Source organism: Nonomuraea sp. NPDC003804, assembly GCF_040610675.1.
Taxonomy (GTDB): domain Bacteria; phylum Actinomycetota; class Actinomycetes; order Streptosporangiales; family Streptosporangiaceae; genus Nonomuraea.
In genome coordinates this window covers 364,994-389,924 of record NZ_JBEXMT010000003.1, presented here as the reverse complement: position 1 = coordinate 389,924, position 24,931 = coordinate 364,994, and the positions used below count along the sequence as shown (strand labels likewise).

General features: G+C 68.2%; 36 protein-coding genes. 34 read left to right on the top strand and 2 right to left on the bottom strand.

Translation table 11 applies throughout. The features are described 5' to 3' along the window. The first annotated feature begins 70 nt into the window (after positions 1–70). The 34 genes from rpsJ (at position 71) to truA (ending at position 19,692) form a co-directional block, all read left to right on the top strand. Entirely contained in the window at positions 71–379 is a 309-nt protein-coding gene (rpsJ, locus tag ABZX22_RS06165; RefSeq protein ID WP_012887830.1) for a 30S ribosomal protein S10, read from the top strand. 14 nt (positions 380–393) lie between these two features. Next, the gene (rplC, locus tag ABZX22_RS06160; protein ID WP_354906485.1) at positions 394–1,047 is read left to right on the top strand and encodes a 50S ribosomal protein L3; all 654 of its coding nucleotides are present in this window, start codon (positions 394–396) and stop codon (positions 1,045–1,047) included. After that, positions 1,044–1,691 (top strand): 50S ribosomal protein L4, encoded by a 648-nt coding sequence (rplD, locus tag ABZX22_RS06155; protein WP_354906484.1) that lies wholly within the window; start codon positions 1,044–1,046, stop codon positions 1,689–1,691. Before rplC ends, rplD begins: the two co-directional genes overlap by 4 nt. After that, positions 1,691–2,038 carry a 50S ribosomal protein L23 gene (gene rplW, locus ABZX22_RS06150; protein ID WP_354906483.1) on the top strand — a complete coding sequence of 116 codons (348 nt, stop codon included), beginning with the start codon at positions 1,691–1,693 and terminating at the stop codon, positions 2,036–2,038. The genes rplD and rplW overlap by 1 nt, the downstream gene beginning before the upstream one ends. A 108-nt stretch (positions 2,039–2,146) precedes the next feature. Beyond that, entirely contained in the window at positions 2,147–2,980 is an 834-nt protein-coding gene (gene rplB / locus ABZX22_RS06145; protein ID WP_354906482.1) for a 50S ribosomal protein L2, read from the top strand. An 11-nt stretch (positions 2,981–2,991) separates the two neighbouring features. Next, positions 2,992–3,270, top strand: coding sequence for a 30S ribosomal protein S19 (gene rpsS, locus ABZX22_RS06140; RefSeq protein WP_049572698.1), 279 nt, complete (start codon positions 2,992–2,994; stop codon positions 3,268–3,270). A gap of 30 nt (positions 3,271–3,300) precedes the next feature. Continuing rightward, complete coding sequence (rplV, locus tag ABZX22_RS06135) at positions 3,301–3,654, top strand: 50S ribosomal protein L22 (RefSeq protein ID WP_192779597.1); 354 nt, start codon at positions 3,301–3,303, stop codon at positions 3,652–3,654. Next, entirely contained in the window at positions 3,654–4,496 is an 843-nt protein-coding gene (gene rpsC / locus ABZX22_RS06130) for a 30S ribosomal protein S3 (protein WP_354906481.1), read from the top strand. The genes rplV and rpsC overlap by 1 nt, the downstream gene beginning before the upstream one ends. A 2-nt stretch (positions 4,497–4,498) precedes the next feature. Continuing rightward, complete coding sequence (gene rplP, locus ABZX22_RS06125; protein ID WP_354906480.1) at positions 4,499–4,918, top strand: 50S ribosomal protein L16; 420 nt, start codon at positions 4,499–4,501, stop codon at positions 4,916–4,918. After that, positions 4,918–5,154 (top strand): 50S ribosomal protein L29, encoded by a 237-nt coding sequence (rpmC, locus tag ABZX22_RS06120; protein ID WP_192779600.1) that lies wholly within the window; start codon positions 4,918–4,920, stop codon positions 5,152–5,154. The genes rplP and rpmC overlap by 1 nt, the downstream gene beginning before the upstream one ends. After that, positions 5,147–5,422, top strand: coding sequence for a 30S ribosomal protein S17 (gene rpsQ, locus ABZX22_RS06115; RefSeq protein WP_354906479.1), 276 nt, complete (start codon positions 5,147–5,149; stop codon positions 5,420–5,422). The genes rpmC and rpsQ overlap by 8 nt, the downstream gene beginning before the upstream one ends. Before the next feature lie 233 nt (positions 5,423–5,655). After that, on the top strand, positions 5,656–6,027 hold the full coding sequence (rplN, locus tag ABZX22_RS06110) for a 50S ribosomal protein L14 (protein ID WP_043623452.1): 372 nt from the start codon (positions 5,656–5,658) through the stop codon (positions 6,025–6,027). An 8-nt stretch (positions 6,028–6,035) separates the two neighbouring features. Next, complete coding sequence (gene rplX, locus ABZX22_RS06105; protein WP_354906506.1) at positions 6,036–6,326, top strand: 50S ribosomal protein L24; 291 nt, start codon at positions 6,036–6,038, stop codon at positions 6,324–6,326. After that, positions 6,326–6,901 (top strand): 50S ribosomal protein L5, encoded by a 576-nt coding sequence (gene rplE / locus ABZX22_RS06100; RefSeq protein ID WP_354906478.1) that lies wholly within the window; start codon positions 6,326–6,328, stop codon positions 6,899–6,901. The genes rplX and rplE overlap by 1 nt, the downstream gene beginning before the upstream one ends. A gap of 2 nt (positions 6,902–6,903) precedes the next feature. Next, positions 6,904–7,089, top strand: a complete 186-nt coding sequence (locus tag ABZX22_RS06095) for a type Z 30S ribosomal protein S14 (RefSeq protein ID WP_192779603.1) — start codon at positions 6,904–6,906, stop codon at positions 7,087–7,089. 229 nt (positions 7,090–7,318) lie between these two features. After that, positions 7,319–7,717, top strand: a complete 399-nt coding sequence (gene rpsH, locus ABZX22_RS06090; protein ID WP_157252527.1) for a 30S ribosomal protein S8 — start codon at positions 7,319–7,321, stop codon at positions 7,715–7,717. Between the two features lie 18 nt (positions 7,718–7,735). Then, a complete protein-coding gene (gene rplF, locus ABZX22_RS06085; protein WP_354906477.1) occupies positions 7,736–8,278 on the top strand; it encodes a 50S ribosomal protein L6 in 543 nt (180 codons plus the stop codon). Between the two features lie 2 nt (positions 8,279–8,280). Beyond that, positions 8,281–8,664: a 50S ribosomal protein L18 gene (gene rplR, locus ABZX22_RS06080; protein ID WP_354906475.1), complete on the top strand. Its 384-nt coding sequence runs from the start codon at positions 8,281–8,283 to the stop codon at positions 8,662–8,664. A 49-nt stretch (positions 8,665–8,713) separates the two neighbouring features. Beyond that, positions 8,714–9,346 (top strand): 30S ribosomal protein S5, encoded by a 633-nt coding sequence (gene rpsE, locus ABZX22_RS06075; protein WP_354906473.1) that lies wholly within the window; start codon positions 8,714–8,716, stop codon positions 9,344–9,346. A gap of 2 nt (positions 9,347–9,348) precedes the next feature. After that, positions 9,349–9,531, top strand: a complete 183-nt coding sequence (gene rpmD / locus ABZX22_RS06070; RefSeq protein ID WP_020542293.1) for a 50S ribosomal protein L30 — start codon at positions 9,349–9,351, stop codon at positions 9,529–9,531. Positions 9,532–9,533: 2 nt separating this feature from the next. Beyond that, entirely contained in the window at positions 9,534–9,989 is a 456-nt protein-coding gene (gene rplO / locus ABZX22_RS06065; protein WP_354906472.1) for a 50S ribosomal protein L15, read from the top strand. 171 nt (positions 9,990–10,160) lie between these two features. Continuing rightward, positions 10,161–11,471, top strand: coding sequence for a preprotein translocase subunit SecY (secY, locus tag ABZX22_RS06060; protein ID WP_354906470.1), 1,311 nt, complete (start codon positions 10,161–10,163; stop codon positions 11,469–11,471). Further along, the gene (locus ABZX22_RS06055; RefSeq protein WP_354906469.1) at positions 11,471–12,121 is read left to right on the top strand and encodes an adenylate kinase; all 651 of its coding nucleotides are present in this window, start codon (positions 11,471–11,473) and stop codon (positions 12,119–12,121) included. The genes secY and ABZX22_RS06055 overlap by 1 nt, the downstream gene beginning before the upstream one ends. 182 nt (positions 12,122–12,303) lie before the next feature. Next, complete coding sequence (gene map / locus ABZX22_RS06050; protein WP_354906467.1) at positions 12,304–13,113, top strand: type I methionyl aminopeptidase; 810 nt, start codon at positions 12,304–12,306, stop codon at positions 13,111–13,113. A gap of 35 nt (positions 13,114–13,148) precedes the next feature. Further along, on the top strand, positions 13,149–13,535 hold the full coding sequence (locus tag ABZX22_RS06045; RefSeq protein WP_354906466.1) for a DUF1707 domain-containing protein: 387 nt from the start codon (positions 13,149–13,151) through the stop codon (positions 13,533–13,535). 97 nt (positions 13,536–13,632) lie between these two features. Further along, positions 13,633–14,019: a hypothetical protein gene (locus ABZX22_RS06040; protein WP_354906464.1), complete on the top strand. Its 387-nt coding sequence runs from the start codon at positions 13,633–13,635 to the stop codon at positions 14,017–14,019. Positions 14,020–14,735: 716 nt separating this feature from the next. Next, positions 14,736–14,957, top strand: coding sequence for a translation initiation factor IF-1 (gene infA, locus ABZX22_RS06035; protein WP_012887858.1), 222 nt, complete (start codon positions 14,736–14,738; stop codon positions 14,955–14,957). 24 nt (positions 14,958–14,981) lie between these two features. Further along, on the top strand, positions 14,982–15,095 hold the full coding sequence (gene rpmJ, locus ABZX22_RS06030) for a 50S ribosomal protein L36 (RefSeq protein ID WP_003956441.1): 114 nt from the start codon (positions 14,982–14,984) through the stop codon (positions 15,093–15,095). A gap of 190 nt (positions 15,096–15,285) precedes the next feature. After that, positions 15,286–15,666 carry a 30S ribosomal protein S13 gene (gene rpsM, locus ABZX22_RS06025; protein ID WP_354906462.1) on the top strand — a complete coding sequence of 127 codons (381 nt, stop codon included), beginning with the start codon at positions 15,286–15,288 and terminating at the stop codon, positions 15,664–15,666. A 45-nt stretch (positions 15,667–15,711) separates the two neighbouring features. Then, the gene (rpsK, locus tag ABZX22_RS06020; protein WP_020542285.1) at positions 15,712–16,116 is read left to right on the top strand and encodes a 30S ribosomal protein S11; all 405 of its coding nucleotides are present in this window, start codon (positions 15,712–15,714) and stop codon (positions 16,114–16,116) included. Positions 16,117–16,136: 20 nt separating this feature from the next. Next, positions 16,137–16,763, top strand: coding sequence for a 30S ribosomal protein S4 (rpsD, locus tag ABZX22_RS06015; RefSeq protein ID WP_354906460.1), 627 nt, complete (start codon positions 16,137–16,139; stop codon positions 16,761–16,763). A 187-nt stretch (positions 16,764–16,950) separates the two neighbouring features. Beyond that, the gene (locus ABZX22_RS06010; protein WP_354906459.1) at positions 16,951–17,967 is read left to right on the top strand and encodes a DNA-directed RNA polymerase subunit alpha; all 1,017 of its coding nucleotides are present in this window, start codon (positions 16,951–16,953) and stop codon (positions 17,965–17,967) included. 263 nt (positions 17,968–18,230) lie between these two features. Further along, positions 18,231–18,755, top strand: a complete 525-nt coding sequence (rplQ, locus tag ABZX22_RS06005) for a 50S ribosomal protein L17 (RefSeq protein WP_354906457.1) — start codon at positions 18,231–18,233, stop codon at positions 18,753–18,755. A gap of 64 nt (positions 18,756–18,819) precedes the next feature. After that, complete coding sequence (truA, locus tag ABZX22_RS06000; protein WP_354906456.1) at positions 18,820–19,692, top strand: tRNA pseudouridine(38-40) synthase TruA; 873 nt, start codon at positions 18,820–18,822, stop codon at positions 19,690–19,692. Positions 19,693–19,833: 141 nt separating this feature from the next. On the opposite strand, the gene ABZX22_RS05995 is transcribed toward truA, so the two are convergent. Together ABZX22_RS05995 and ABZX22_RS05990 are read right to left on the bottom strand one after the other, a co-directional pair. After that, positions 19,834–23,280, bottom strand: a complete 3,447-nt coding sequence (locus ABZX22_RS05995) for a hypothetical protein (protein ID WP_354906455.1) — start codon at positions 23,278–23,280, stop codon at positions 19,834–19,836. A gap of 819 nt (positions 23,281–24,099) precedes the next feature. Beyond that, the gene (locus ABZX22_RS05990; RefSeq protein WP_354906453.1) at positions 24,100–24,903 is read right to left on the bottom strand and encodes a hypothetical protein; all 804 of its coding nucleotides are present in this window, start codon (positions 24,901–24,903) and stop codon (positions 24,100–24,102) included. Positions 24,904–24,931: the final 28 nt, after the last annotated feature.

The following is a 24,931-nucleotide window of genomic DNA, read 5'->3' as shown; positions in this document are numbered from 1 at the left end:
GCTCGCACTCATAGCGGCCACAGGCCGCACGATACTTTTTCAGACGACAGCGAAGGACACCGAGGCCACTATGGCGGGACAGAAGATCCGCATCCGGCTTAAGGCCTATGACCACGAGGTCATCGACAGCTCGGCCAAGAAGATCGTCGAGACGGTGACGCGGACTGGCGCGAAGGTCGCGGGCCCGGTGCCGCTGCCGACCGAGAAGAACGTGTACTGCGTCATCCGCTCGCCGCACAAGTACAAGGACAGCCGCGAGCACTTCGAGATGCGCACGCACAAGCGGCTGATTGACATCATCGACCCGACGCCGAAGACGGTCGACTCGCTCATGCGACTCGACCTCCCCGCCGGCGTCGACATTTCGATCAAGCTCTGAGGGAACGCACTGACATGGCTAAGACGATCAAGGGCGTCCTGGGCAAGAAGCTCGGCATGACCCAGGTCTTCGACGCGGACAACCGGATGGTTCCGGTGACCGTGGTCGAGGCCGGTCCGTGCGTGGTGACCAGGGTCCGCACCGCTGACAAGGACGGCTACTCCGCCATCCAGCTCGGCTTCGGGCAGGTCGACCCCCGGAAGGTCAACAAGCCGCTCGGCGACTACCTGCGTAAGCACGACATCACCCCGCGCCGTTACTTCGCGGAGATCCGCACCGACGACGCGAGCGACTACACCCTCGGCCAGGAGCTGCTGGCCGACACCTTCGAGGCCGGCCAGTTCGTCGACGTGACGGGCAAGAGCAAGGGCAAGGGCTTCGCCGGTGTCATGAAGCGGCACGGCTTCGGTGGTCTGGGTGCCTCGCACGGTACGCAGCGCAAGCACCGCTCGCCGGGTTCCATCGGTGGCTGCGCCACCCCGGGCCGCGTTTTCAAGGGTCTCCGCATGGCCGGTCGGATGGGTAACGTCCGCACCACCGTGCAGAGCCTCAAGGTTCACGCCGTGGACGCCGAGAAGGGCCTCATCCTGATCAAGGGTGCGATCCCCGGCGCCAACGGCAGCCTGGTCCTCGTCCGCACCGCTGCAAAGAAGGGGGCTGCCAAGTGACCAGCATTGACGTCCTCGACGCCAGCGGCGCGAAGACCGGCTCCGTCGACCTGCCCGAAGACATCTTCGGCGCCAAGGTCAACATCCCGCTGATCCACCAGGTGGTCGTGGCCCAGCTCGCCGCTCGCCGGCAGGGCACCCACAAGGCCAAGACCCGTGGCGAGGTCAGCGGTGGCGGCAAGAAGCCGTACCGCCAGAAGGGCACCGGTCGCGCCCGTCAGGGTTCGACCCGCGCTCCGCAGTTCGCCGGTGGTGGCACCGTCCACGGTCCGCTCCCGCGTGACTACTCGCAGAAGACGCCCAAGAAGATGAAGGCCGCCGCCCTGCGTGGCGCCCTGTCCGACCGGGCCTCCGGCGGTCGCGTGCACGTGGTCAGCGGCCTGGTCAGCGGCGAGACGCCGAAGACCAAGGCGGCTCTCGAGTCGCTGCGCAAGGTCACCGACGCCAAGACCGTTCTGGTCGTGGTCGGCGAGACCGACGAGCTGACCTGGCTGAGCCTGCGCAACGCGCCGGAGGTCCACCTGCTGGACGCCGGTCAGCTGAACACCTACGACGTGCTCGTCCACGACGACGTGGTCTTCACCCAGGAGGCCTACGACCAGGTTGTCGCGCGGCTGAGCCAGGGCGGGAAGGAAGACGCCTGATGGAGAACCCGCAGAACGTCCAGACGGCCGAGCGTAAGGGCCGCCTGGAGAGGGTTGCCGACCCGCGCGACGTCATCATCAAGCCGGTCGTCTCCGAGAAGAGCTACGGCCTGATCGACGAGAACAACAAGTACACGTTCCTGGTGAAGAAGACCGCGAACAAGACCCAGGTCAAGATCGCCGTCGAGCAGATCTTCGGGGTCAAGGTCACCAGCGTGAACACCATCAACCGGCAGGGCAAGCGCAAGCGCACCCGTACCGGCTTCGGCAAGCGTCCCGACACCAAGCGCGCGATCGTGAGCTTGGCCGAGGGCGACCGGATCGACATCTTCGGTCAGATCGGCTAGCCGATAACCAGCAAGTAAGCGCAGGCCGTACGGCCCGCGGGGGATGAGACCGCCGTGCGAAAGCGCGGCGGGCTCACCCATGTAACCGACGAAGGATGAACGAAAAAGATGGGCATCCGTAAGTACAAGCCGACGACTCCGGGTCGCCGCGGCTCGAGTGTCTCGGACTTCTCCGAGATCACCCGCAGCGAGCCGGAGAAGTCGCTGCTTGCTCCCCTTCACGGCAAGGGTGGCCGTAACGTCCACGGCCGTGTCACCGCCCGCCACCAGGGTGGTGGACACAAGCGCGCCTACCGGATCATCGACTTCCGCAGGCACGACAAGGATGGCATCCCGGCGAAGGTCGCTCACATCGAGTACGACCCCAACCGCACCGCCAACATCGCGCTGCTGCACTACGCCGACGGCGAGAAGCGCTACATCATCGCGCCGACCGGCCTCAAGCAGGGCGACAGGATCGAGAACGGCCCCGCGGCCGACATCAAGCCGGGCAACTGCCTGCCGCTGCGCAACATCCCGACCGGTACCTTCATCCACGCGGTGGAGCTCCGTCCGGGCGGCGGCGCCAAGCTCGGTCGTTCCGCCGGCGCGCAGATCCAGCTCCTCGCCAAGGAGGGCCAGTACGCCACGCTGCGTATGCCGTCCGGTGAGATGCGCATGGTCGACGTCCGTTGCCGCGCGACGGTTGGTCAGGTCGGCAACGCCGAGCAGGCCAACATCAACTGGGGCAAGGCCGGTCGTATGCGGTGGAAGGGCAAGCGCCCGACCGTTCGTGGTGTGGCCATGAACCCCGTCGACCACCCGCACGGTGGTGGTGAGGGCAAGACCTCCGGTGGTCGCCACCCGGTCAACCCCAAGGGCAAGCCCGAGGGCCGTACCCGTCAGGCGAACAAGGCCAGTGACAGGCTGATCATCCGCCGTCGGTCCAAGAAGAAGCGGTAGGAGCAGCCGAAATGCCACGTAGCCTTAAGAAGGGCCCCTTCGTGGACGAGCACCTTCAGAAGAAGGTGGACGTCCAGAACGAGAAGGGCACCAAGAACGTCATCAAGACGTGGTCGCGTCGATCCATGATCGTGCCCGACATGCTCGGCCACACGATCGCCGTTCACGACGGCCGCAAGCACGTCCCGGTGTTCGTCACCGAGTCGATGATCGGTCACAAGCTCGGTGAGTTCGCCCCCACGCGGACCTTCCGCAGCCACGTCAAGGAAGACCGCCGCAGCCGGCGGTAAGCGCCTTTCGAAGCATCAGAGGAGTAAGCGATGGAAGCCAGGGCTCAGGCGCGGTTCGTCCGTGTCACGCCCCAGAAGGCCCGCCGCGTGGTGGACCTTATTCGCGGGCTGCCCGCTTCGGAGGCGCAGGCCGTACTGCAGTTCGCCAGCCAGGCGGCTAGCGAGCCGATCTACAAGGTGCTCTCGAGCGCGATGGCGAACGCTGAGCACAACTTCAAGCTCGACCCGCAGACGCTCGTCGTGAGCCGCGCGTGGGTCGACGAGGGCCCGACGCTGAAGCGGTTTCGTCCGCGTGCCCAGGGTCGCGCCTATCGGATCAACAAGCGGACCAGCCACATCACCGTGATCGTGGAGTCCCGCGAGCCGAAGGGAAGGACCCGATAGTGGGCCAGAAGGTTAACCCGCACGGGTTCCGCCTCGGCATCACGACCGACTTCAAGAGCCGGTGGTACGCCGACAAGCTGTACAAGTCGTACGTCGCTGAGGACGTGGCGATCCGTCGCATGCTGCAGAAGGGCATGGAGCGGGCCGGCATCTCCAAGGTCGAGATCGAGCGTACGACCGACCGCGTCCAGGTCGACATCCACACCGCGCGTCCCGGCATCGTCATCGGTCGCCGTGGCGCCGAGGCCGACCGCATCCGCGGTGACCTGGAGAAGCTGACCAAGAAGCAGGTCCAGCTCAACATCCTCGAGGTCAAGAACCCCGAGATCGACGCCCAGCTCGTCGCGCAGGGCGTGGCCGAGCAGCTCTCCAGCCGTGTCTCCTTCCGCCGCGCCATGCGCAAGGCGATGCAGTCGGCCATGAAGAGCGGCGCCAAGGGCATCAGGGTCGCCTGCTCCGGTCGTCTGGGCGGCGCCGAGATGTCGAGGTCGGAGTTCTACCGCGAGGGTCGTGTGCCGCTGCACACGCTGCGCGCGGACATCGACTTCGGCTTCTACGAGGCCCGCACCACCTTCGGCCGCATCGGCGTGAAGGTGTGGATCTACAAGGGTGAGGCTCCGACCAGCCGCGCCGAGCGTGAGGCGGCTGCCGCCGGTGCTCGCGCCGGCCAGCGTCGCGACCGTGACGACCGTCGCGGTGGCGGCGAGCGTCCGCGTCGTGGCGGCGCCGGCGGCGCTCGCCGTGGCGGTGGCCGCGGAGACCGTGCCCCCAGGAATGAGGCGGCCTCCCAGGCTGCCCCCGAGACCGGCCCGGCTGCGCAGCCGGGTGCTGAAGGGAGCTGACCATGCTGATCCCGCGCAGGGTCAAGCACCGCAAGCAGCACCGGCCTGACCGCAGCGGAGCCGCCAAGGGCGGCACCAGGGTCGTGTTCGGCGAGTTCGGCATCCAGGCGGTTGAGCACGCCTACGTGACCAACCGTCAGATCGAGTCGGCTCGTATCGCCATGACCCGTCACATCCGCCGTGGCGGCAAGGTGTGGATCAACATCTATCCCGACCGTCCGCTCACCAAGAAGCCCGCCGAGACCCGCATGGGTTCCGGTAAGGGTTCGCCGGAGTGGTGGATCGCGAACGTCAAGCCTGGGCGCGTGATGTTCGAGCTGTCCGGCGTCGCCGAGCCCATCGCTCGCGAGGCGCTGCAGCGCGCGATCCACAAGCTTCCGATGAAGTGCAAGATTGTTAAGCGTGAAGTGGGTGAGGCGTGATGGCTAAGGGCCTGACCGCCGGAGAGCTGCGGCTCGAGGACCAGGACACCCTGGTCCAGAAGCTGAAGGAGGCGAAGGAGGAGCTGTTCAACCTCCGCTTCCAGGCGGCGACCGGTCAGCTGGAGAGCCACGGGCGGCTGCGCGCCGTCCGCCGCGAGATCGCCCGTATCTACACCGTGATGCGCGAGCGGGAGCTCGGCATTGTCACGGTCGAGAAGGAGACGAGCGATGTCTGAGGCAACCGAGAAGACCGCGCGGAACTACCGCAAGACCCGTGAGGGCCTGGTCGTCAGCGACAAGATGGACAAGACCGTCGTCGTCGCCGTCGAGGACCGCGTGAAGCACCCGCTGTACGGCAAGGTCATCCGCCGTACGACCAAGTACAAGGCGCACGACGAGGCCAACGCCTGCGGCGTCGGCGACCGCGTCCTCCTCATGGAGACCCGGCCGCTGTCCGCCACCAAGCGCTGGCGGGTCGTCGAGGTGCTTGAGAAGGCCAAGTAAGGTCTTCCACATAGATGCGCGCCTCGTGGGGGGTGGAGACACCCCCCATGACGGCGTCCAAGGACGCGGGGGCTCCGCGCGGTGGCCGTGCCTGAGGGTACGGCGCCCGTCCGGGACAAGCCCTCGCGTCGCCTGCGGTGCGGCCCCTTCGGGGTTGTGGCCGGAGGACCAAGACCATACAGAGTTCCGCCAGGCTCAGCGATGAGAACCGGCGGAGACCAACAGGAGTTGACGTGATCCAGCAGGAGTCGCGACTCAAGGTCGCCGACAACACGGGTGCCAAGGAGATCCTCTGCATCCGTGTTCTCGGTGGCTCGGGTCGACGCTACGCGGGAATCGGCGACGTCATCGTCGCCACGGTGAAGGACGCTCTTCCCGGCAGCACTGGTGTGAAGAAGGGCGACGTCGTCAAGGCCGTCGTCGTCCGTACGGTGAAGGAGCGTCGTCGTCCTGACGGCTCCTACATCCGTTTCGACGAGAACGCCGCCGTCATCATCAAGGACAGCGGTGACCCTCGCGGCACTCGTATCTTCGGCCCGGTGGGCCGCGAGCTGCGCGACAAGAAGTTCATGCGCATCATCTCGCTCGCCCCGGAGGTGCTGTGATGGCGAAGCTGCACGTGAAGAAGGGTGACCTGGTTCAGGTCATCGCCGGCAAGGACAAGGGTGCCAAGGGTCGGGTCATCTCGGCGAACCCGCGCGAGGACCGCGTGGTCGTCGAGGGCGTCAACATGATCAAGAAGCACTCGAAGGAGAACCTCAACGGTCCTCGCGGCGCCAAGCAGGGCGGCGTGGAGACCATGGAGGCTCCCATCCACGTGAGCAACGTCAAGAAGCTCAAGGATGACAGCAAGCCTGCCAAGAAGGCCGAGGCGAAGGCCGACGAGTCGGGTGAGGACAACTGATGACTGCCACGACTACTGAGACCGAGCGTCCCACGCCGCGCCTCAAGACGAAGTACCGCGAGGAGATCCTCGCGAAGCTTCGTGAGGAGTTCGGCATCGAGAACGTCATGCTCGTGCCCGGCCTGACCAAGATCAAGGTCAACATGGGTGTCGGCGAGGCGGCTCGTGACTCGAAGCTCATCGAGGGCGCTGTTCGCGACCTGACCGTCATCACCGGTCAGAAGCCGGCCGTCGTCCGCGCCCGCAAGTCCATCGCGCAGTTCAAGCTGCGTGAGGGCATGCCGATCGGCGCGCACGTCACGCTGCGCGGCGACCGCATGTGGGAGTTCCTCGACCGGCTGCTCTCGCTGGCGCTGCCCCGCATCAGGGACTTCCGCGGCCTTTCGCCCAAGCAGTTCGACGGCAACGGCAACTACACCTTCGGTCTGACCGAGCAGGTCATGTTCCACGAGGTCGACCCGGACAAGGTCGACCGGCCGCGTGGCATGGACATCACGATCGTGACCACAGCGAAGAACGACGACCAGGGCCGGGCGCTGCTGAAGCTCCTCGGGTTCCCCTTCAAGGAGGCCTGATCATGGCGAAGAAGTCGCTGATCGCCAAGGCGGGGCGGAAGCAGAAGTTCGAGGTTCGCGCCTACACGCGTTGCTCGCGTTGCGGCCGTCCGCGCGCCGTCTACAAGAAGTTCGGCCTGTGCCGCGTGTGCTTCCGCGAGATGGCGCACCGGGGCGAGCTGCCGGGCATCACCAAGTCCAGCTGGTGACATCTTTCCGCTAGGGTGCTCCCTCTCCTGGAGGGAGCACCGAGTGGAGGATGGCATCCTTCTGTAGGGCGTTTCGCACGCCCTGTCAGGGGCTTCGGGGTTCGTCCCCGCCGAGCCGTACGAGAAATATCAACCGGGCGCTGTTCCAAGCGCCCATGACCGCGCCGAAGGTCCACCGGTAGAGCTCTGCTTCACCGACTGGAAACCGCGGCGAGGAAGGCCGTTGGCCATGACGATGACCGACCCGATCGCAGACATGTTGACACGTCTGCGCAACGCGAACTCGGCATATCACGACTCCGTGACGATGCCGTATTCGAAGATCAAGGCGCACATCGCCGAGATCCTCCAGCAGGAGGGTTACATCCAGTCTTGGACCGTCGAGGACGCCAAGGTCGGAAAGAACCTCGTGGTGGAGCTCAAGTTCGGGCCGAGCCGTGAGCGTTCGCTCGCGGGGCTGCGCCGGGTTTCCAAGCCCGGGCTGCGTGTTTACGCGAAGAAGGACAACCTGCCTCGAGTCCTGGGCGGACTGGGTGTCGCGATCATCTCGACGTCCGGTGGCCTCATGACCGACAAGCAGGCCGGCAAGCGTGGTGTGGGCGGGGAAGTCCTCGCCTACGTTTGGTAACGAGGGGAGGACTACAGCATGTCGCGAATCGGACGGCTGCCCATCCCTGTACCGAGCGGCGTCGACATCACGATCGACGGCCAGGATGTCCAGGTCAAGGGCCCGAAGGGCACGCTTTCGCACACGGTCGCTGAGCCCATCACGGTGGCTCGCGACGAGGACGGCGCCATCGCCGTCTCCCGGCCCAACGACGAGAACAAGGTCCGCGCTCTGCACGGCCTGTCTCGGACGCTGATCGCCAACATGGTGGCCGGTGTCACCCAGGGTTACTCCAAGACTCTGGAGATCGTCGGTGTCGGTTACCGCGTCGCGGCCAAGGGCCCGACGCAGCTCGAGTTCGCTCTGGGCTTCAGCCACCCGGTGATCGTGGACGCCCCCGAGGGCATCTCCTTCCGCGTCGAGAAGCCGACCCTGTTCCACGTGGACGGCATCGACAAGCAGAAGGTCGGCGAGGTCGCCGCCAACATCCGCAAGCTGCGCAAGCCCGACCCCTACAAGGGCAAGGGTGTGCGTTACCAGGGCGAAGTGATCCGCCGCAAGGTCGGAAAGGCTGGTAAGTAGGCATGGCTCCCAAGACTGCGTACAGCAAGCACACGGCTGCTCGCACCGTCTCGCGGGCCCGCCGTCACGGCCGCGTCCGCAAGAAGGTCGTCGGTACGGCCGAGCGTCCCCGCCTGGTCGTCAACCGCTCGACCCGTCACATGTTCGTGCAGATCGTGGACGACAACCTCGGCCACACGCTGGTCAGCGCCTCCACCATGGACGCCAGCCTGCGCACGCTCGAGGCTGACAAGACCGAGAAGGCCAAGAAGGTCGGCGAGCTCCTCGCTCAGCGGGCCAAGGAAGCCGGGATCACCAAGGTCGTCTTCGACCGCGGTGGCAACCGCTACGCGGGTCGCATCGCGGCTCTCGCGGACAGCGCTCGCGAAGGCGGGCTCGAGTTCTGATGAGGGCGCGAGGATCTGAACTAATGGCTACTGAGAAGAGGAACCACTGATGGCTGCAGCTCCGCGTCGCGGTGGCGGCACCGGTGGCGAGCGGCGGGACCGTCGTGACGATCGCCGCGGCGGCGCCGCCGACAAGGGCGTCTCGTACATCGAGCGCGTCGTAAAGATCAACCGAGTGGCCAAGGTCGTGAAGGGTGGTCGTCGCTTCAGCTTCACCGCCCTGGTTGTCGTCGGTGACGGCAACGGCCTGGTCGGCGTCGGTTACGGCAAGGCCAAGGAAGTCCCCGCGGCCATCGCCAAGGGTGTCGAGGAGGCGAAGAAGCACTTCTTCCGCGTTCCCCGCATCCAGGGCACCATCCCGCACACCGTGCAGGGTGAGGAGGCGGCCGGTGTCGTCTTCCTGCGTCCGGCTTCCGCCGGTACCGGTGTCATCGCCGGTGGCCCGGTGCGCGCCGTTCTGGAGTGCGCCGGCATCCACGACGTCCTGTCCAAGTCGCTCGGCTCGGACAACCCGATCAACATCGTGCACGCCACCGTGGCTGCGCTGAAGGGCCTGTCCACGCCCGAGGCGATCGCCGCCCGTCGTGGCCTGGCGATCGAGGACGTCGCTCCCACGGCGATGCTGAAGGCTCGGGCCGAGGGCCTGGCCGAGGCTGCCGCGGCGGCGAAGGCGGTGAGCTAGTCATGGCACGCCTGAAGATCACTCAGGTTCGCTCGAAGATCGGTGGCAAGCAGAACCAGCGTGACTCGCTGCGTTCGCTTGGCCTGAAGCGAATCGGCGATGTCGTCGTCAAGGAGGACCGCCCCGAGATCCGTGGGATGGTCGCCGTGGTGACGCACCTCGTCGAGGTGGAAGAGGTCGACTAGTCATGACTGACAAGGCTCCGCTGAAGATCCACGACCTGCGTCCCGCCAAGGGCGCCAACAAGGCCAAGATCCGTAAGGGTCGCGGCGAGGCGTCCAAGGGTAAGACGGCCGGTCGTGGTACCAAGGGCACGACGGCGCGGACCACGGTTCCCCTCGGTTTCGAGGGTGGCCAGATCCCGCTGCAGCGTCGTCTGCCGAAGTTCAAGGGCTTCTCCAACGCCCTGTTCAAGACGACCTACCAGGTCGTCAACCTGGACAAGATCGGTGAGCTGTTCCCCGAGGGTGGCGAGGTCACCGTCGACTCGCTGGTCGCCAAGGGCGCTGTCCGCAAGAACCAGCCGGTCAAGGTCCTCGGCACCGGTGAGATCTCCGTCGCGGTGAACGTGCAGGCGCACGCCTTCTCGGGTTCCGCCAAGGAGAAGATCGCCGCTGCCGGTGGGTCCGTTACCGAGCTGTAAGTGCCATTACGAGGCACGGGGGTCCTGACAATGGGCTCCCGTGCCTGTAGTGCGTTAGAGTTCGCGAGACGGCAGGGTTCTGTCCTGCTCGACGCCTGACCTTGAGACTCAGATGGCTGATCCCCGCACCATCGCAGACCCATACCGCCATCACGGCGTGCTGGAGGGACCGTGCTGACCGCGTTTACCCGGGCGTTCCGGACGCCGGACCTGCGCAAGAAGTTGCTCTTCACTCTGGGCATCATCGCGCTGTTCCGCCTCGGCTCGGTTCTTCCGACACCGGGTGTTCACACCGAGAACATTCGCACCTGTCTCGCGCAGGCTCAAGCCGGCGAGTCCGGCAACATCTACGGCATGGTGCAGCTGTTCAGCGGCGGCGCCTTGCTGAAGCTGTCGGTGTTCGCGCTCGGCATCATGCCGTACATCACCGCGAGCATCATCCTGCAGCTACTGGTCGTGGTCATCCCGCGCCTGGAAGCCCTCAAGAAGGAGGGCCAGGCCGGTCAGACGAAGATCACACAGTACACCCGGTATCTCACCATCGGCCTCGGCGTCCTGCAGTCGACCGCCTTCATCGCGCTGGCGCGCTCCGGGCAGCTGTTCGACTGCAACCTGCCGATCCTGCTGGAGCCCGACAACGTCTTCCACATCGTGACGATGGTCATCGTCATGACGGCCGGCACCTCGGTCATCATGTGGCTCGGTGAGCTCATCACCGACCGCGGCGTCGGCAACGGCATGTCGATCCTCATCTTCACGCAGGTCGTCGCGGTCTTCCCGGCCGAGCTCCTGAACATCTTCCGCGCCAACCCGTTCACCTTCGCCGTGGTGATGGTGGTCGGCATCTTCATGATCGCCGCGGTCGTCTTCGTGGAGCAGGCCCAGCGCCGGATCCCCGTGCAGTACGCCAAGCGCATGGTCGGCCGCCGGATGTACGGCGGCACCTCGACCTACATCCCGCTGAAGGTGAACCAGGCCGGCATCATCCCGGTCATCTTCGCCTCCTCGCTGCTGTACCTGCCGAACCTGCTGGTGAACCTCTTCGCGCGCACCAGCGAGAACCCGAACCCCGTGGTCGAGTGGATCCAGCGCAACATGGTCACCGGCGACACACCGATCTACATGGTCACCTTCTTCGTGCTGATCGTTTTCTTCACGTACTTCTACGTGTCGATTACGTTCAACCCCGCTGAAGTCGCCGACAACATGAAGAAGTACGGTGGGTTCATCCCGGGCATCCGTCCGGGTCGGCCTACGGCCGAGTACCTGAACTTCGTTCTGACTCGTCTCACCGCTCCCGGTGCGCTCTACCTCGGCCTCATCTCGATGGTGCCGATCATCGCGCTGGCGATCTCGGGGGCCAGCCAGAACTTCCCGTTCGGAGGGACGAGCATCCTGATCATGGTTGGTGTCGGCCTTGACACGGTGAAGCAGATCGAGAGCCAGCTGCAGCAGCGCAACTACGAAGGTTTCCTGCGGTAGTGCGTCTCGTTCTGGTCGGGCCCCCCGGAGCGGGTAAGGGGACACAGGCCCAGTTCATCGCATCGAACCTGTCCATCCCGAAGATCTCGACAGGTGACATCTTCCGTGCCAACGTCTCGGGCGGCACGGAGCTCGGCAAGCTCGCCAAGACCTACATGGACCGCGGCGACCTCGTGCCCGACGAGGTCACCATCGCCATGGTCCGCGACCGCCTGTCGGAGGAGGACGCCCAGGACGGCTTCCTGCTCGACGGCTTCCCTCGCAACGTCCCTCAGGCGGAGATCCTCCGCGACATGCTGAAGGACTGGGAGCAGAAGCTCGACCTGGTCCTGGAGCTCGTGGTCGACGACGAGGAGGTCGTCCGCCGTCTGGCGGGCCGGCGCACCTGCAGCCAGTGCGGTCGCATCTGGCACGTCGAGTTCGACGACAAGAGGGACGACATCTGCGACGTCTGCGGCGGCACGCTGTTCCAGCGTGACGACGACAAGGAGGAGACCGTCAGGCACCGCCTGGAGGTCTACCAGCAGCAGACCTCCCCGCTGATCCGCTTCTACGCCGAAGAGGACATCCTGGTCGGCGTCGACGCGACGGGACCTGTCGAAGAGGTCACCCAGCGGGCGATGAAGGCGATCCGGCCCTACGCCGGTTAGGACGACCGCCCCGATAACGCCGACCCTGCCGATCAGGGTCGGCGTTATTCATGTGAGGCGACCTGCGTGAGCTGCCCGAACGAGAGGGACGTCGGTTCTCGCGAGTATTGCGTGATCAGCCCCGCTGTGGGGGAATTGGGCTTCAGTGTTCGCCCGTTGAACCACCCTGGGGGGTGTCGAACTTGTTCAGAAAGAACAGACATGGAATCCAGATCAAGTCGCCGGAGCAGCTGGAGAAGATGCGGGCGGCCGGTCTGGTGGTCGGGCGGACGCTGGATCTGCTGAAGCGGTCGGTCGAGCCGGGCATGACGCCGCTCGACCTGGACGCGATCGCCGAGAAGGCGATCAGGGGCGAGGGCGCGATCCCGTCGTTCAAGGGTTACCAGGGCTTTCCCGCGACGATCTGCGCGTCCGTCAACCACGAGGTGGTGCACGGCATCCCGTCCAACGAGCGCAAGCTGCGCGAGGGCGACATCATCTCCATCGACTGTGGCGCCATCCTCGACGGGTGGCACGGCGACTCGGCGGTGACCGTACCGGTGGGGGAGGTCTCGCCGGCGCTCGCGGAGCTGATGCGGGTGACGGAGGAGGCCATGTGGCGCGGCATCGCCGCGCTCGGCGTCGGCCGCCACCTGTCGGACATCGGGTACGAGGTGGAGAAGTACGTCAGGTCCCAGGGCAGGTACGGCATCCCGCAGGAGTACGGCGGCCACGGCATCGGCACCGAGATGCACATGGACCCCTGGGTGGCCAACCACGGGCGCCCGGGCCGCGGCCCCGCCCTCGAGGCCGGGATGTGCCTGGCGATCGAGCCCATGGTGAACCTGGGTACGGCCCGCACCCGCGTGCTGGACGACGACTGGACCGTCGTCACGATCGACGGTAAGGCGTCCGCACACTTCGAACACAGCGTCGCCGTGACACATAATGGACCTTGGGTGCTTACCGCTCTCGATGGGGGCAAGGAGCGCCTTTCACAACTGCTGAGCTGAGGCGGGAAGTGGTGAGGATGGCGCAGAGCCCCGAAATGCGTGCATCGGACGTCGACCGCGATCGGGTGGCGGCCATCCTCCGCGAACACACCGCGCAGGGCCGGATCACGGTCGAGGAGTTCAACGAGCGGCTGGAGCAGGTCTACCAGAGCAAGACCTACGGCGAGCTCGCGCGGGTCACCGCCGATCTGCCGGAGGTCGACCTGCGGGCGCAGGCCGCCCGTCTTCCCGCCACTCCCGCGCAGTCGGGGATGCACTCCGGCATGAAGGGCGCCTGGGCCGCCTGGGCGTCGGCGGTGGCGGTCACGTCGGTGATCTGGCTGCTGACCGACTTCGGCGGCTACTTCTGGCCGATGTGGGTCGCCGGCCCCTGGGGCGCGTTGCTCCTGGTCAGCAGCATTTTCGGCAATCATCGGAAATGACCCGATCTGTGCACTAGTGCACTGTGTGGATTTGTGCGCGGAAGGCCCGGCGGCTGCTTCCTAACGTGAGTGTCACATCGCTCACAGGAGGAAGAACATGCGAAAGATTCTCATTGCAGCAGCCATTACCGGCTCCGCCCTGACGGGTCTGGCCGTCGCCCCCGCCGCCCAGGCGGCGACCACACAGGCCGGCGGCTGGGGGAAGTACTTCTCCAGCGACGGCAGCGCCTACACCTACGGCACGTCCTTCTCGTCGCACGGCAAGGTCTACACCAAGTGGTACGGCCAGGAGAAGTCCGGCGGCAAACACGGCTACGTGTGGTTCGAGTACTACAAGGGCGGCAGCTGGCACAAGTTCGCCCAGGGCTGGGACGGCAAGCACTCCAGCGCCTGGAGCGACCAGGGGATCAAGAAGGTCTACACCTACACGTGCTACGGCGCCTCCAAGTTCGACAACTGCGGCAGCAAGCACCGCATCTACTGAGAAACACCGCGCGCACGACGCGCATCTCTGGGGGGCTCTGGACGTGAGGAGGCCCGCCGGTGACACCGTCACCGGCGGGCCTTCGCCGTTTCCTCTGTCCTGTTCCTCTGTCCTGGTACGGCAGGCAAGACCCAGTCTTTACCGCTGGTCGTATTTGGCGGTGATCACGCCGGGTAGATGCTCTTTGACGATGGATCTGTCGCCGCCCGGCGCGGTGTGATCACCGGTCACGGTCAATGCCTGCGACCCGGCCGGTGGCATCCCACCGCGATCCGCACACGGGCGGGGGCGGCCCGCCGACGGCGGGCTCCGCCCTCCCGGTGGTGACCGGCCGTGCTGCTCGCGGTGGACACCTTCGACCGTCGTCACCTGGAGAAGCGTCCTCGACACGACGACGCTCCATGAGCACGTGCCCGCCCGGTTTCGCGTGTCGGCGGCTGCTGGGGCCGGGCGGGCACGTCTGCGGGGGACCTGCGCCTCGGCTCGCGTGGCGGCGGATCCACCGTGGATCTGGGGTAACCTTGGGCATGGTTGTGTCAGGACACCTGGCATGGGCGTTTCGCATTTTCCCGCTAGGTGTCGTACACTCCTTAGTCGGCTCACTATGGCCATCCTGTGTTGGCGGTCTCGCAGACCGCCGCTCTCATCCGATACAGGTGGTCGCGGCTGCTTAGTGACCGATACCTCAGACGACCGATCAGTGAAACGCGAGGGACATGGCCAAGAAAGACGGCGCCATCGAGATCGAGGGCACTGTGGTTGAGTCGCTCCCGAACGCGATGTTCAGGGTGCAACTCGACAACGGCCATAAGGTCCTGGCCCACATCAGCGGACGGATGCGGATGCACTACATCCGGATCCTGCCCGACGACCGGGTAGTCGTAGAACTGAGCCCTTACGACCTGAGTCGTGGGCGGATCGTCTACCGATACAAGTAAAACGTCTGAGGATCACGAAGGACTATGAAGGTTAAGCCGAGCGTCAAGAAGATCTGCGACAAGTGCAAGGTGATCCGCCGGCACGGTCGCGTCATGGTGATCTGCGACAACCTGCGCCACAAGCAGCGCCAGGGCTAGTCGCGAAGGCTTCTCCGAGTCCGCCCCTTGATCGGGAGCGGGCTCGACGCATGAGAAGCCTGAGTCAGTAAGCGCGTTTCACACCCACGCGAGTGGGACACCCCCGGTCGGAGGCCGGGGCCCTCACCCCGGGCATGGGGAGGGGAGTGGGGCGCAAGACCTCCGCCACTGTGAAGGAGAATGCCCGACCATGGCTCGCCTGGTTGGCGTCGACCTCCCCCGCGAGAAGCGGCTGGAGATCGCTCTCACCTACATCTACGGAATCGGCCGCACCCGCGCCCTGGAGATCCTCCAGGCCACCGGCGTCAGCGGCGACCTGCGTGTGCACCAGCTCACCGACGCTGAGCTCGTCCCGATGCGTGACTACATCGAGGCGAACTTCAAGATCGAGGGTGACCTGCGCCGCGAGGTCCAGGCCGACATCCGCCGCAAGATCGAAATCGGCTGCTACCAGGGCATCCGTCACCGCAAGGGTCTGCCCGTCCACGGCCAGCGCACCCAGACCAACGCGCGCACCCGTAAGGGCAAGAAGAAGACCGTCGCCGGTAAGAAGAAGCCCGGTAAGAAGTAGTCCGCGCAGCTGTCGGACCGAAGACCTCAGGAGTGAAGGCAAGGAATGCCTCCTAAGAGCCGCCAGGGTGCGCCGAAGAAGGTGCGCCGCAAGGAAAAGAAGAACGTCGCTCACGGCCACGCGCACATCAAGAGCACGTTCAACAACACGATCGTTTCGATCACCGACCCGAACGGGAACGTGATCTCCTGGGCCAGCGCCGGCCACGTGGGTTTCAAGGGCTCCCGTAAGTCCACCCCGTTCGCCGCTCAGATGGCCGCGGAGAACGCCGCTCGCCGCGCCATGGAGCACGGCATGCGCAAGGTCGACGTCTTCGTCAAGGGCCCCGGCTCCGGCCGTGAGACCGCGATCCGTTCGCTGCAGGCGACCGGCCTCGAGGTCGGCTCGATCCAGGACGTGACCCCGGTTCCGCACAACGGCTGCCGTCCGCCGAAGCGCCGCCGCGTCTGACACCCAGGAGATAGACAGAAATGGCTCGTTACACGGGTGCGGACTGCAAGCTCTGCCGTCGCGAGAAGACCAAGCTCTTCCTCAAGGGCAGCAAGTGCGAGTCCGCGAAGTGCCCCATCGAGATCCGTCCTTACCCGCCGGGTGAGCACGGTCGCGGCCGTCCCAAGGAGTCTGAGTACCAGCTCCAGCTTCGTGAGAAGCAGAAGACCCGCCGCATCTACGGCGTCCTCGAGAAGCAGTTCCGCAACTACTACGAGGAAGCCAACAAGAAGGGCGGCAAGACCGGCGAGAACCTTCTCCAGATCCTGGAGAGCCGTCTCGACAACGTGGTCTACCGCGCCGGTTTCGCCCAGTCGCGCGACGCCGCTCGCCAGCAGGTCCGTCACGGCCACATCCTGGTGAACGGCAAGAAGGTCGACATCCCGTCGTACCGCGTCCGCGAGCACGACATCGTCGAGGTCCGCGAGAAGGCCGTCAACCTGATGCCGTACGAGGTCGCCAAGGCGACCGCGGGCGACAGGACGGTCCCGGCGTGGCTCGGCGTCGTGCCGGAGAAGCTCCGCGTCCTGGTTCACCAGCTGCCGGTTCGCCAGCAGATCGACACCCAGGTCCAGGAGCAGCTGATCGTCGAGCTCTACTCCAAGTAGGCCGTACGGGCGGCGTGCCCCTCGCGGGCGCGCCGCCACTGCTCGCTTCGGCGGGCGTCTTCCCTCGTGGATGGGATTCCCTGTCCGCGAGGGTCAAATGGGGTACGGCATGCCGTACCCCATTTAGGCTGTTCATCGGAGTGGTGTCATATAGCGGGCGCCACACGACAAGGGGAGATCCCGAAACATGCTGATCGCTCAGCGTCCGACTCTTCTCGAAGAGTCGATCGACGAGACCCGGTCCAAGTTCGTCATCGAGCCGCTGGAGCCGGGCTTCGGCTACACCATCGGCAACTCGCTGCGCCGCACGCTGCTGTCGTCCATCCCGGGCGCGGCCGTGACGAGCATCCGCATCGAGGGCGTCCTGCACGAGTTCTCGACCGTTCCCGGGGTGAAGGAAGACGTCACCGACATCATCCTCAACCTCAAGGAACTGGTCGTCTCCTCGGAGCACGACGAGCCCGTCGTGATGTACCTGCGCAAGCAGGGCCCCGGCGAGGTCACCGCCGCCGACATCGCGCCGCCGGCCGGTGTCGAGGTGCACAACCCCGACCTGCGCATCGCCACGCTGAACGGCAAGGCGAAGCTGGAGATGGAGCTGACCGTCGAGCGCGGTCGCGGCTACGTCTCCGCCGCGCAGAACAAGCAGCCGGGCCAGGAGATCGGTCGCATCCCGATCGACTCCATCTACTCCCCGGTGCTCAAGGTCACCTACAAGGTCGAGGCCACCCGTGTCGAGCAGCGCACCGACTTCGACCGGCTGATCCTCGACGTCGAGACCAAGGCCGCGATGAAGCCCCGCGACGCGGTGGCCTCCGCGGGCAAGACCCTCGTCGAGCTGTTCGGCCTGGCCCGTGAGCTCAACGTCGAGGCCGAGGGCATCGACATCGGCCCGTCGCCGACGGACGCGGCGCTCGCCGCCGACCTGGCGCTGCCGATCGAGGAGCTCAACCTCACGGTCCGCTCCTACAACTGCCTCAAGCGCGAGGGCATCCACACCGTGGGTGAGCTCGTGGCCCGCAGCGAGCAGGACCTGCTCGACATCAGGAACTTCGGCGCCAAGTCGATCGAAGAGGTCAAGCAGAAGCTGCACGAGATGTCGCTGGCGCTCAAGGACTCCCCGCCCGGGTTCGACCCGAGCGCGGTGGCCGGCGGCGGCTACGACGACGACGACAGCGCGTACGTCGAGACCGAGCAGTACTAGCAGGCCGAGGGCGAGGGACCAGGTCCCTCGCCCGAACCGCGGGGGCGCCGCCCTCGCGGCCCCGGCGATCCGGGCCCCTGGAAGCGGGAGCTCCGGATGGGGCGGGAGTCTGGACGACCAGACGTCGCCACCGCCGGGGACCATGCGGCCCGGAACCTTCCGGGCCGGCGCAGCTGGATATCGCGGGCCTCCTGCGGGAGGCCTGGCGGCTCGACTCCGGTACCTGACACGGCCGGGGCGGGTTCACTCTCAAGGAGAACGCAATGCCCAAGCCCACCAAGGGTGCACGTCTTGGCGGCAGCCCGGCTCACGAGCGGCTGATCCTGGCGAACCTCGCCACGGACCTGTTCCGCCACGGCCGCATCACCACCACCGTGGCCAAGGCCAAGCGCGTCCGCCCGCTGGCGGAGCGCCTCATCACCAAGGCCAAGAAGGGCGACATCCACAACCGTCGCCAGGTGCTGACCGTCGTCAAGGACAAGGGCGTCGTCCACCACCTCTTCACCGAGATCGCGACGACTTTCGCCGAGCGTCCCGGTGGCTACACCCGCATCACCAAGATCGGCAACCGTAAGGGCGACAACGCGCCCATGGCGGTCATCGAGCTGGTGGGCGAGGCGCTGAACCAGGTCGCCACCCGTCGCACGGCTCCGGCCGCCGCCCCGGCCGCCGAGGCCGTGGAGGAGATCACCGAGGCCGTCGCGGAGGCCGCCGAGGAGAGCACCGAGGCCAAGGCCGAGGAGAGCGCCGAGGCTCCGGCCGACGAGGCGAAGAAGGACGAGGCCTGATCTTTCAGGCTCACGGGCCCGGCACCCTTCTGGGTGCCGGGCCTTCCCCGTTTCACGCAGGAGGATGATCGTGGTTCGGCTCCGCCTCGACCTCGGCTACGACGGCACCGGCTTCTCCGGCTGGGCCCGCCAGCCGGGACGGCGCACGGTGCAGGGCGAGCTCGAGGACGCGCTCTGCAAGATCCTCAGACTGGGCGAGGTCGCGCTCACCGTGGCCGGCCGTACGGACGCCGGCGTCCACGCGCGCGGCCAGGTCGCCCACGTCGACCTGCCCGTGGCGGCGCTCGGGGAACTGGAGCGCAACCGCCGCAAGGGCGAGCCCGCCGTCGAGGAGAGCGTCGATGAGCGGCTCTCCACGCTCCTGCGGCGGCTTGCCGGGGTCCTGCCGCCGGATGTGCGGGTTCATCGCGTCAGCGTGGCTCCTGAGGGCTTCGACGCGCGTTTCTCCGCGCTCTCCCGGCGTTACGTCTACCGCGTGCACGACGCGCCCGGCGGCGGCGACCCGCTGCGCCGCGACGAGATCGTCTGGCACGCGCGTCCGCTCGACCTCGACGCGATGAAGGCCGGGGCCGCGCAACTGCTCGGCGAGCACGACTTCGCCGCCTTCTGCAAGAGGCGGGAAGGCGCCACCACGATCAGGGAACTGCAGCGGCTCGACTGGGTGCGCACGGAGTCCGGCGTGCTCGAGGCGACCGTCGTGGCCGACGCGTTCTGCCACTCGATGGTCAGGGCCCTCGTCGGGTGCCTGCTGGCCGTGGGAGACGGCAGGCGACCCGTGGAGTGGCCGTCGAGGGTGTTGGCGGGAGCCGTACGGGACTCGGGGGTGCACGTCGCGCCCGCCCACGGTCTGTGCCTCGAAGAGGTCAGCTATCCGCCGGACGAGGAACTGGCCGCCAGGGCGGCCGCCACCCGCAGGGTCCGCACGCTCGCCGGGTGACGCGGTGCTCGCCGGGTGCTGCCGTGCTCGCCGGGTGATGCCGTGCTTGCCGGGTGGTGCCGCGTGTCGGGCTGGTGCCGTCCGGGCTCCTGGCTGTGCCGTCGCCCCTGACCCGGCGACGGCGCCCGCCTCACGCGCGCGTCACTCGGTGATCCTGCGTTCCAGCACCAGCGAGGTGTGGTCGCGGAAGGCGCCGCTGACGTCGCCCAGGCTCTTCTCCTTGGCGGTCGGGGTGTGGCCGTCGGCGAACGTCGCGTAGCTGAAGACGATGTAGCGACCCCACAGCAGCCCCGCCGCGTACCCGCCCGCGATGTGGACCCGGTCGGCGCCGCTGGACGCCGCGCCGGGCAGCGGCTTGAACCACAGGTTCTTGTCGAGGTCCTTCGCCTGGTCGGCCGAGACGGCCGCCTCCTTGGTCGGCAGGACGGCGATGCCGGTGGTGACGGCGTAGCGCTTCTTGTCGTCGACGTAGGTCGCCCTCAGCACGCGGCTGCACTTCTGGTCGCGCAGCGCCGTGGCGAACGGCCCCGCGGCCGCCTTCTGGCAGTCGTCGGACAGGTCGACCTTGACCCGCGTGTAGACCCGACCGCCGAGGTCGACCTTCTGGTCGGGGAACGCCTCGTTGATCGACATCTTCTCGGGGTCGGTGCCCTCGGAGTTGAGCAGCGAGCTGGCCAGCGGGTCGTCGCCCGCGGACGGCCTGGCGCTGGGGGCCGCGGAGGCGCTGTCGGCCGGCTGTGCCGTGCTCATCGAGCGGTAGGCGAAGAAGCCGCCGGTGGCGACCCCGGCCACGATGAGGACACCGAGCGTCGCCATCAGCGCGATCTTGCCCTTGCCCGGCTCGGTGGAGGGCGGCTCGAGCGCGGGCGCGACGCCGCCCTGCGGCATCGGCGCGAACGGATCGAAGGACGCCACCGGCGCGCCGTGCGGCGGCGTCGGCAGGTCCGCGACGCTCGACCCTTCCGGTACGGCGGGCGGCGTGGCCGAGCCGTCGCCGGTCGGGGCGTGCAGCGCGGGAAGGCCGGCTGGGGGCTGGGTCGGGGGCAGCGGGATGGCTCCGAAGGTCGGCGATGGGTCGTCGTGCGGGGCGTCGCCCGCCGCCGTGCCGTTGGCGTGCGGGGCCGTTCCGTCGGTGCCCGACGCCTGCGGATCGGATCCGCCTGCGGTGGGCGTGCCGGAGGACGCGTCCGCGGTGGAGGCCGCCGAGCCGGGTCCGGCTGCGTTGGATCCGTGTGCGTCGGGTCCGGCTGCGTTGGATCCGTGTGCGTCGGGTCCGGCTGCGTTGGATCCGTGTGCGTCGGGTCCGCCTGCGTTGGATCCGTGTGCGTTGGGTCCGGCCGCGTCGGGTCCGGCCGCGTCGGGTCCGGCCGCGTCGGGTCCGGATGTGTCGGTTGCGCCTGAGATCGGCTCGGCTGTGCCGGGCGCGGCCGTGGCGGGCCGGGCTGTGCTGGGTGAGCCCGGGTCTGGTGTTGCTCCGGTGGGGGTGCCGGAGTGGGGCGGGTCCGCGCTGAGAGCGTCACCGGCGACGGGGTCGCTCGCCGGAGAGGTGCCGGACCGGCCGCCGGCATCGGTCGCCGGCGGGACGGAGGAGTGGTGGCCGGGGACGGGCTCCGACGAGGTGGGACGGTGGCCCGGAGCGGTCGCCGATGGGGCGTCGTCGATAACGTCGTCGAGCACGTCGGCGGGAGGCTCGGTGCCCCTGGAACGTCCCCAGGTGGAGCTGTCGAACGGGAGGTCAGGGACGCGGTCGCCGGCGCCGTCGGCGGCAGGCTGGTGCGGCGGCCAGACGGGGACGTCGCCGGGCTCGGCGCTGTGCGCGAACGAGACCGTCATCCCGGGGTCGGTGTTGTCGGCGGCGGCCGTCGCGTGATCTCCGTCGAAGGCCGTGGGGGCCGTCGTGCCGTAACCGCCGGGAGAGTTGGTGGCGGCCGTCGTGCCGTAACCGCCGGGGGAGTCGGTGGGGACCGTCGTGTCGTCGCCGTCGGTGGGGCCTGTCGTGCCGTGACCTCTGCCGGTGGCTGCCGGGTCCGGCGCGCCGGGGTCGGAGGTGGCCGTAGCGTCACCCGTGTCGGCGGAAGCCGGGTTCGTGGCGCCGGGGTCGGTGTCGGAGGGGTGCGAGGCCGTCCGGTCCGGGCCGGCATTGGGGGCGAACGGGACCGTCGGGCCGGAGCCGACGGTGTTGCCGTCCTGGAAGCCGTCCTGGAAGCCTTCGTGGTCGCCGATGGGTTCGCCGGTCGCGGCGGGCCACGGTGGCATGCCCGCGACATCGGCGGTGGCCGACGGCCAGACCTTCATGCCCGCGGCGGCCGCGGTGAAGGCCTGCGGGGGCTGCCAGGTGGATGTGGCCTGATCGGGCTGGATGTACCAGGCCTCGGGAGACGGCGTCCACGGCTCGCCCTGCGGTGCGGGGGCGTGCTGCGCCCCAGTGGTCCCGGGGGTCCCGAGTGTCCCGGGGGCCCCGAATGTCCCGGGGGTGGGCTGCCCGCCGTGCGGGGGTGCCCACGGGGCCTGCGCCTGCCCGGCGGCCGGCGCCCAGGGGGCGTGCGGGGTGCCGGAGTTGGGGGTCTGCGGGATGCCGGGGTTGGGGGCTTGCGGGATGCCGGGGTTGGGGGGCTGTGCGGAGCCGGGGTTGTCGGCCTGCCAGCCGTTGGGCGCCGGAGGCTGGGGGGCGCCGGGCAGCGGGGTGTACGGGGCTCCGGGTACCGGGGGAAGGGGGGCGCCTGAGGGTGGCTGGACGGCGCCCGGAGGTGCCCAGGCGGCATGCTGTGGGACGCCGGGGCGCGCGGTGGGTGCGGCCTCGGTTCCGGCGTGTGGCCCGGCAACGGGCTGAGGCCCGGAGGGTGAGGGGGTGGCGGGCCGGGGGCCGGCGTGCGGGTCCTGCGCGCCTGGCTCGGGGTCGGCGAACCAGTCGTAGGGCTGGGCGTCGTCGGCCTGCGACCACGGCTGGGCGGCCGTCCAGGTCTCGGCGGGCACGCTGGGGGACGCGGACAGCGGCCGGTTGTCGGGCCTGCGGTGCTCGACCGTCGCGTCCTCGACGCCGTCGGTCCGGCCTGTGTCGTTGCTGCCGTCGCTCCGGCCGGCGCCGTTGCCGCCGTCGGGGTGTCCCGCGTCCTCGGCACCGGCGGGCCGTCCCGCCTGCTCGACGCCGGTGGGCCGGTCTGTGTCCTTCGCGTGGACGGGGCGTCCCGCGCTTCCTGCGGGGTCAAGGGGCCGTCCCGCGTCCTCACCGGCAGACGGGCGCGCGGCCGCGGCGGCGGGCTCGGGCGACCACGGGCCGTTCGCGTCGGGAGTCGCCGCGCCAGGCGTCCAGGGACCGTTCGCGTCGGGGGTCGCCGAATCAGGGGACCACGCGCCGTTCGCGTCGGGAGTTGCCGCGCCAGGCGTCCAGGGGCCGTTCGCGTCGGGGGTCGCCGGGGCGGATGGCCAGGGGCCACCGGCGCCGGGCGGTGCGTGTTCGGGGGACCAGGAGGTTCCGGCCGGTGCGGGCGTGGACTCGGGTGCCCACGGGCTTCCCGGGTCCGGCGTCGCCGGAGGCTCGGCCGTCCAGGGGGATCCCGCGTGCGGGCCGGCCGCGGCCTCCGGGGTCATCCACGGTCCGTCGGCGCCGCGTGAGGCGGCCGGTCCAGCGGGCCAGGGGCCGGAGGCGTCGGAGGACGGGGTGGGACCGGTGGTCCACGGGATGTCTGGGGATGCGGCGGGTCCGGAGGTCTGCGGAGCGTTCGAGGACGCGGCCGGTCCGGCGGTCCACGGGCCGGAGGAGTCCGAAGACGGGGTGGGACCGGTGGTCCACGGGGTGTCGGGGGAAACGAGGCCGGGGGGCGCCGAGGGTGCCGGGGGGCCGGAGGTCCATGGGGTGTCGGTGGGCCCGGAGGGTCCGGAGGTCCAGGCCCCCGGAGTGCCGGAGGAAGCGTGAGGACCGGAGGCCCACGGTGCCGGGACGTCCGGTGATGTCGCGGGCTCCGGTGGTGCCCACGGGCCGGTGGCGGCGGGGGCGTGACCCCCGTCGGCGGCCATGCCGGACTCGGCGCCCGGCAGCCCGGGCGGCGGTCCCTGGTAGACGGGGATCGGCTGGGCCGGTGCCGTACCGGAGCCGGTCACCTGGCCGGCGGCGTACGGCGGACCCGCCAGCGCGTCTCCGTGCGCCGCGTCGGCGAAGGCCGATCCGTGCGCCGCGTCGGGGGCGCCTTCCTGGAAGGCTGATGGAGCCGGCACCGTCGGCCTGCCGAAACTCGGCGGTGGCGTCGCCGGTGCGGCTGAGCCGTCCGTCTGGCGCTCGTGCTCAGACCCAGATTCCTGGCCACGCATAGGGGGAGCCTAACCATAGTCAGGAGATCGCCATGCCCGTATGGGTGTTCTCGGGCGGATCGGTCGGGCGGTTTGTCTCCTTTTGGTGGCGACTGAGTGGTCTCAGCCCCCGCGGCGGCCGGTGAGTGAACGTGAGTCGAGTGCCGGGTACACGGAGGCGTTGGTCACGTCGTCGCCCGCCTGCGCCAGTTGCTTGCTGCCCTTCTTGTCGGGCTTGTGGCCGTCCTTGAACTGGACGTAGAGCATGATCGCGTAGTGGCCGTGCGTGGCCACGTGGACGCTGGCCTCGCCCGCGCCGACGAACTTGGTGATCTCGTCCTTGCCCGCCAGCGGCTTCACGAACTGCTTGCTCTCGCCCTTGGTGCGCACCGAGGCGGCCACCTTCGCCGACGCCTTGCCGTTCAGCAGGTTGGCGACGCCGACGGTGCCGATGATCTTCCCTGACTTGTCCTTGAAGGTCGCCCGGATGAGCTGCGAGCACTTGCCGGACTTGAGTGCCTTGTCGAGCTTGTCGCCCTCGGTGGCGTCGGCGCACTTCTTGTCGGTCTTGAGAATCGTCACGGTGTAGGAGCGGCCGTCGACCGTGAACTTCTTCTTGGGGAAGAGCTCCTTCTGTGTGAGCGTGTCGGGGTCGCTCTCGCGGGCGGCGGCGAAGCCGTACTTGTCGGCGGGTGCGACGGGCTGGTCGGCGGGCGGCGCGCTCACGCGGCCCGCAGGGTCGGCCGTCGGGTCGGGACCTTCGGTGTTCCACATCACCACGAGACCGGCCACGAGCCCCCCGAGGACGAGCAGGCCGCCGAGGGCGAACCAGAGCGGGGTGTACGAGCGGGGGCCCTCGTCGTAGGGGCTCCACATCGCTTTGCGCTGCGGTGCGGGGGCTTCGTCGGTCTTCTTGGTGGAACCCATACGCCGAGATTAGCCGGGGTTTACCTGC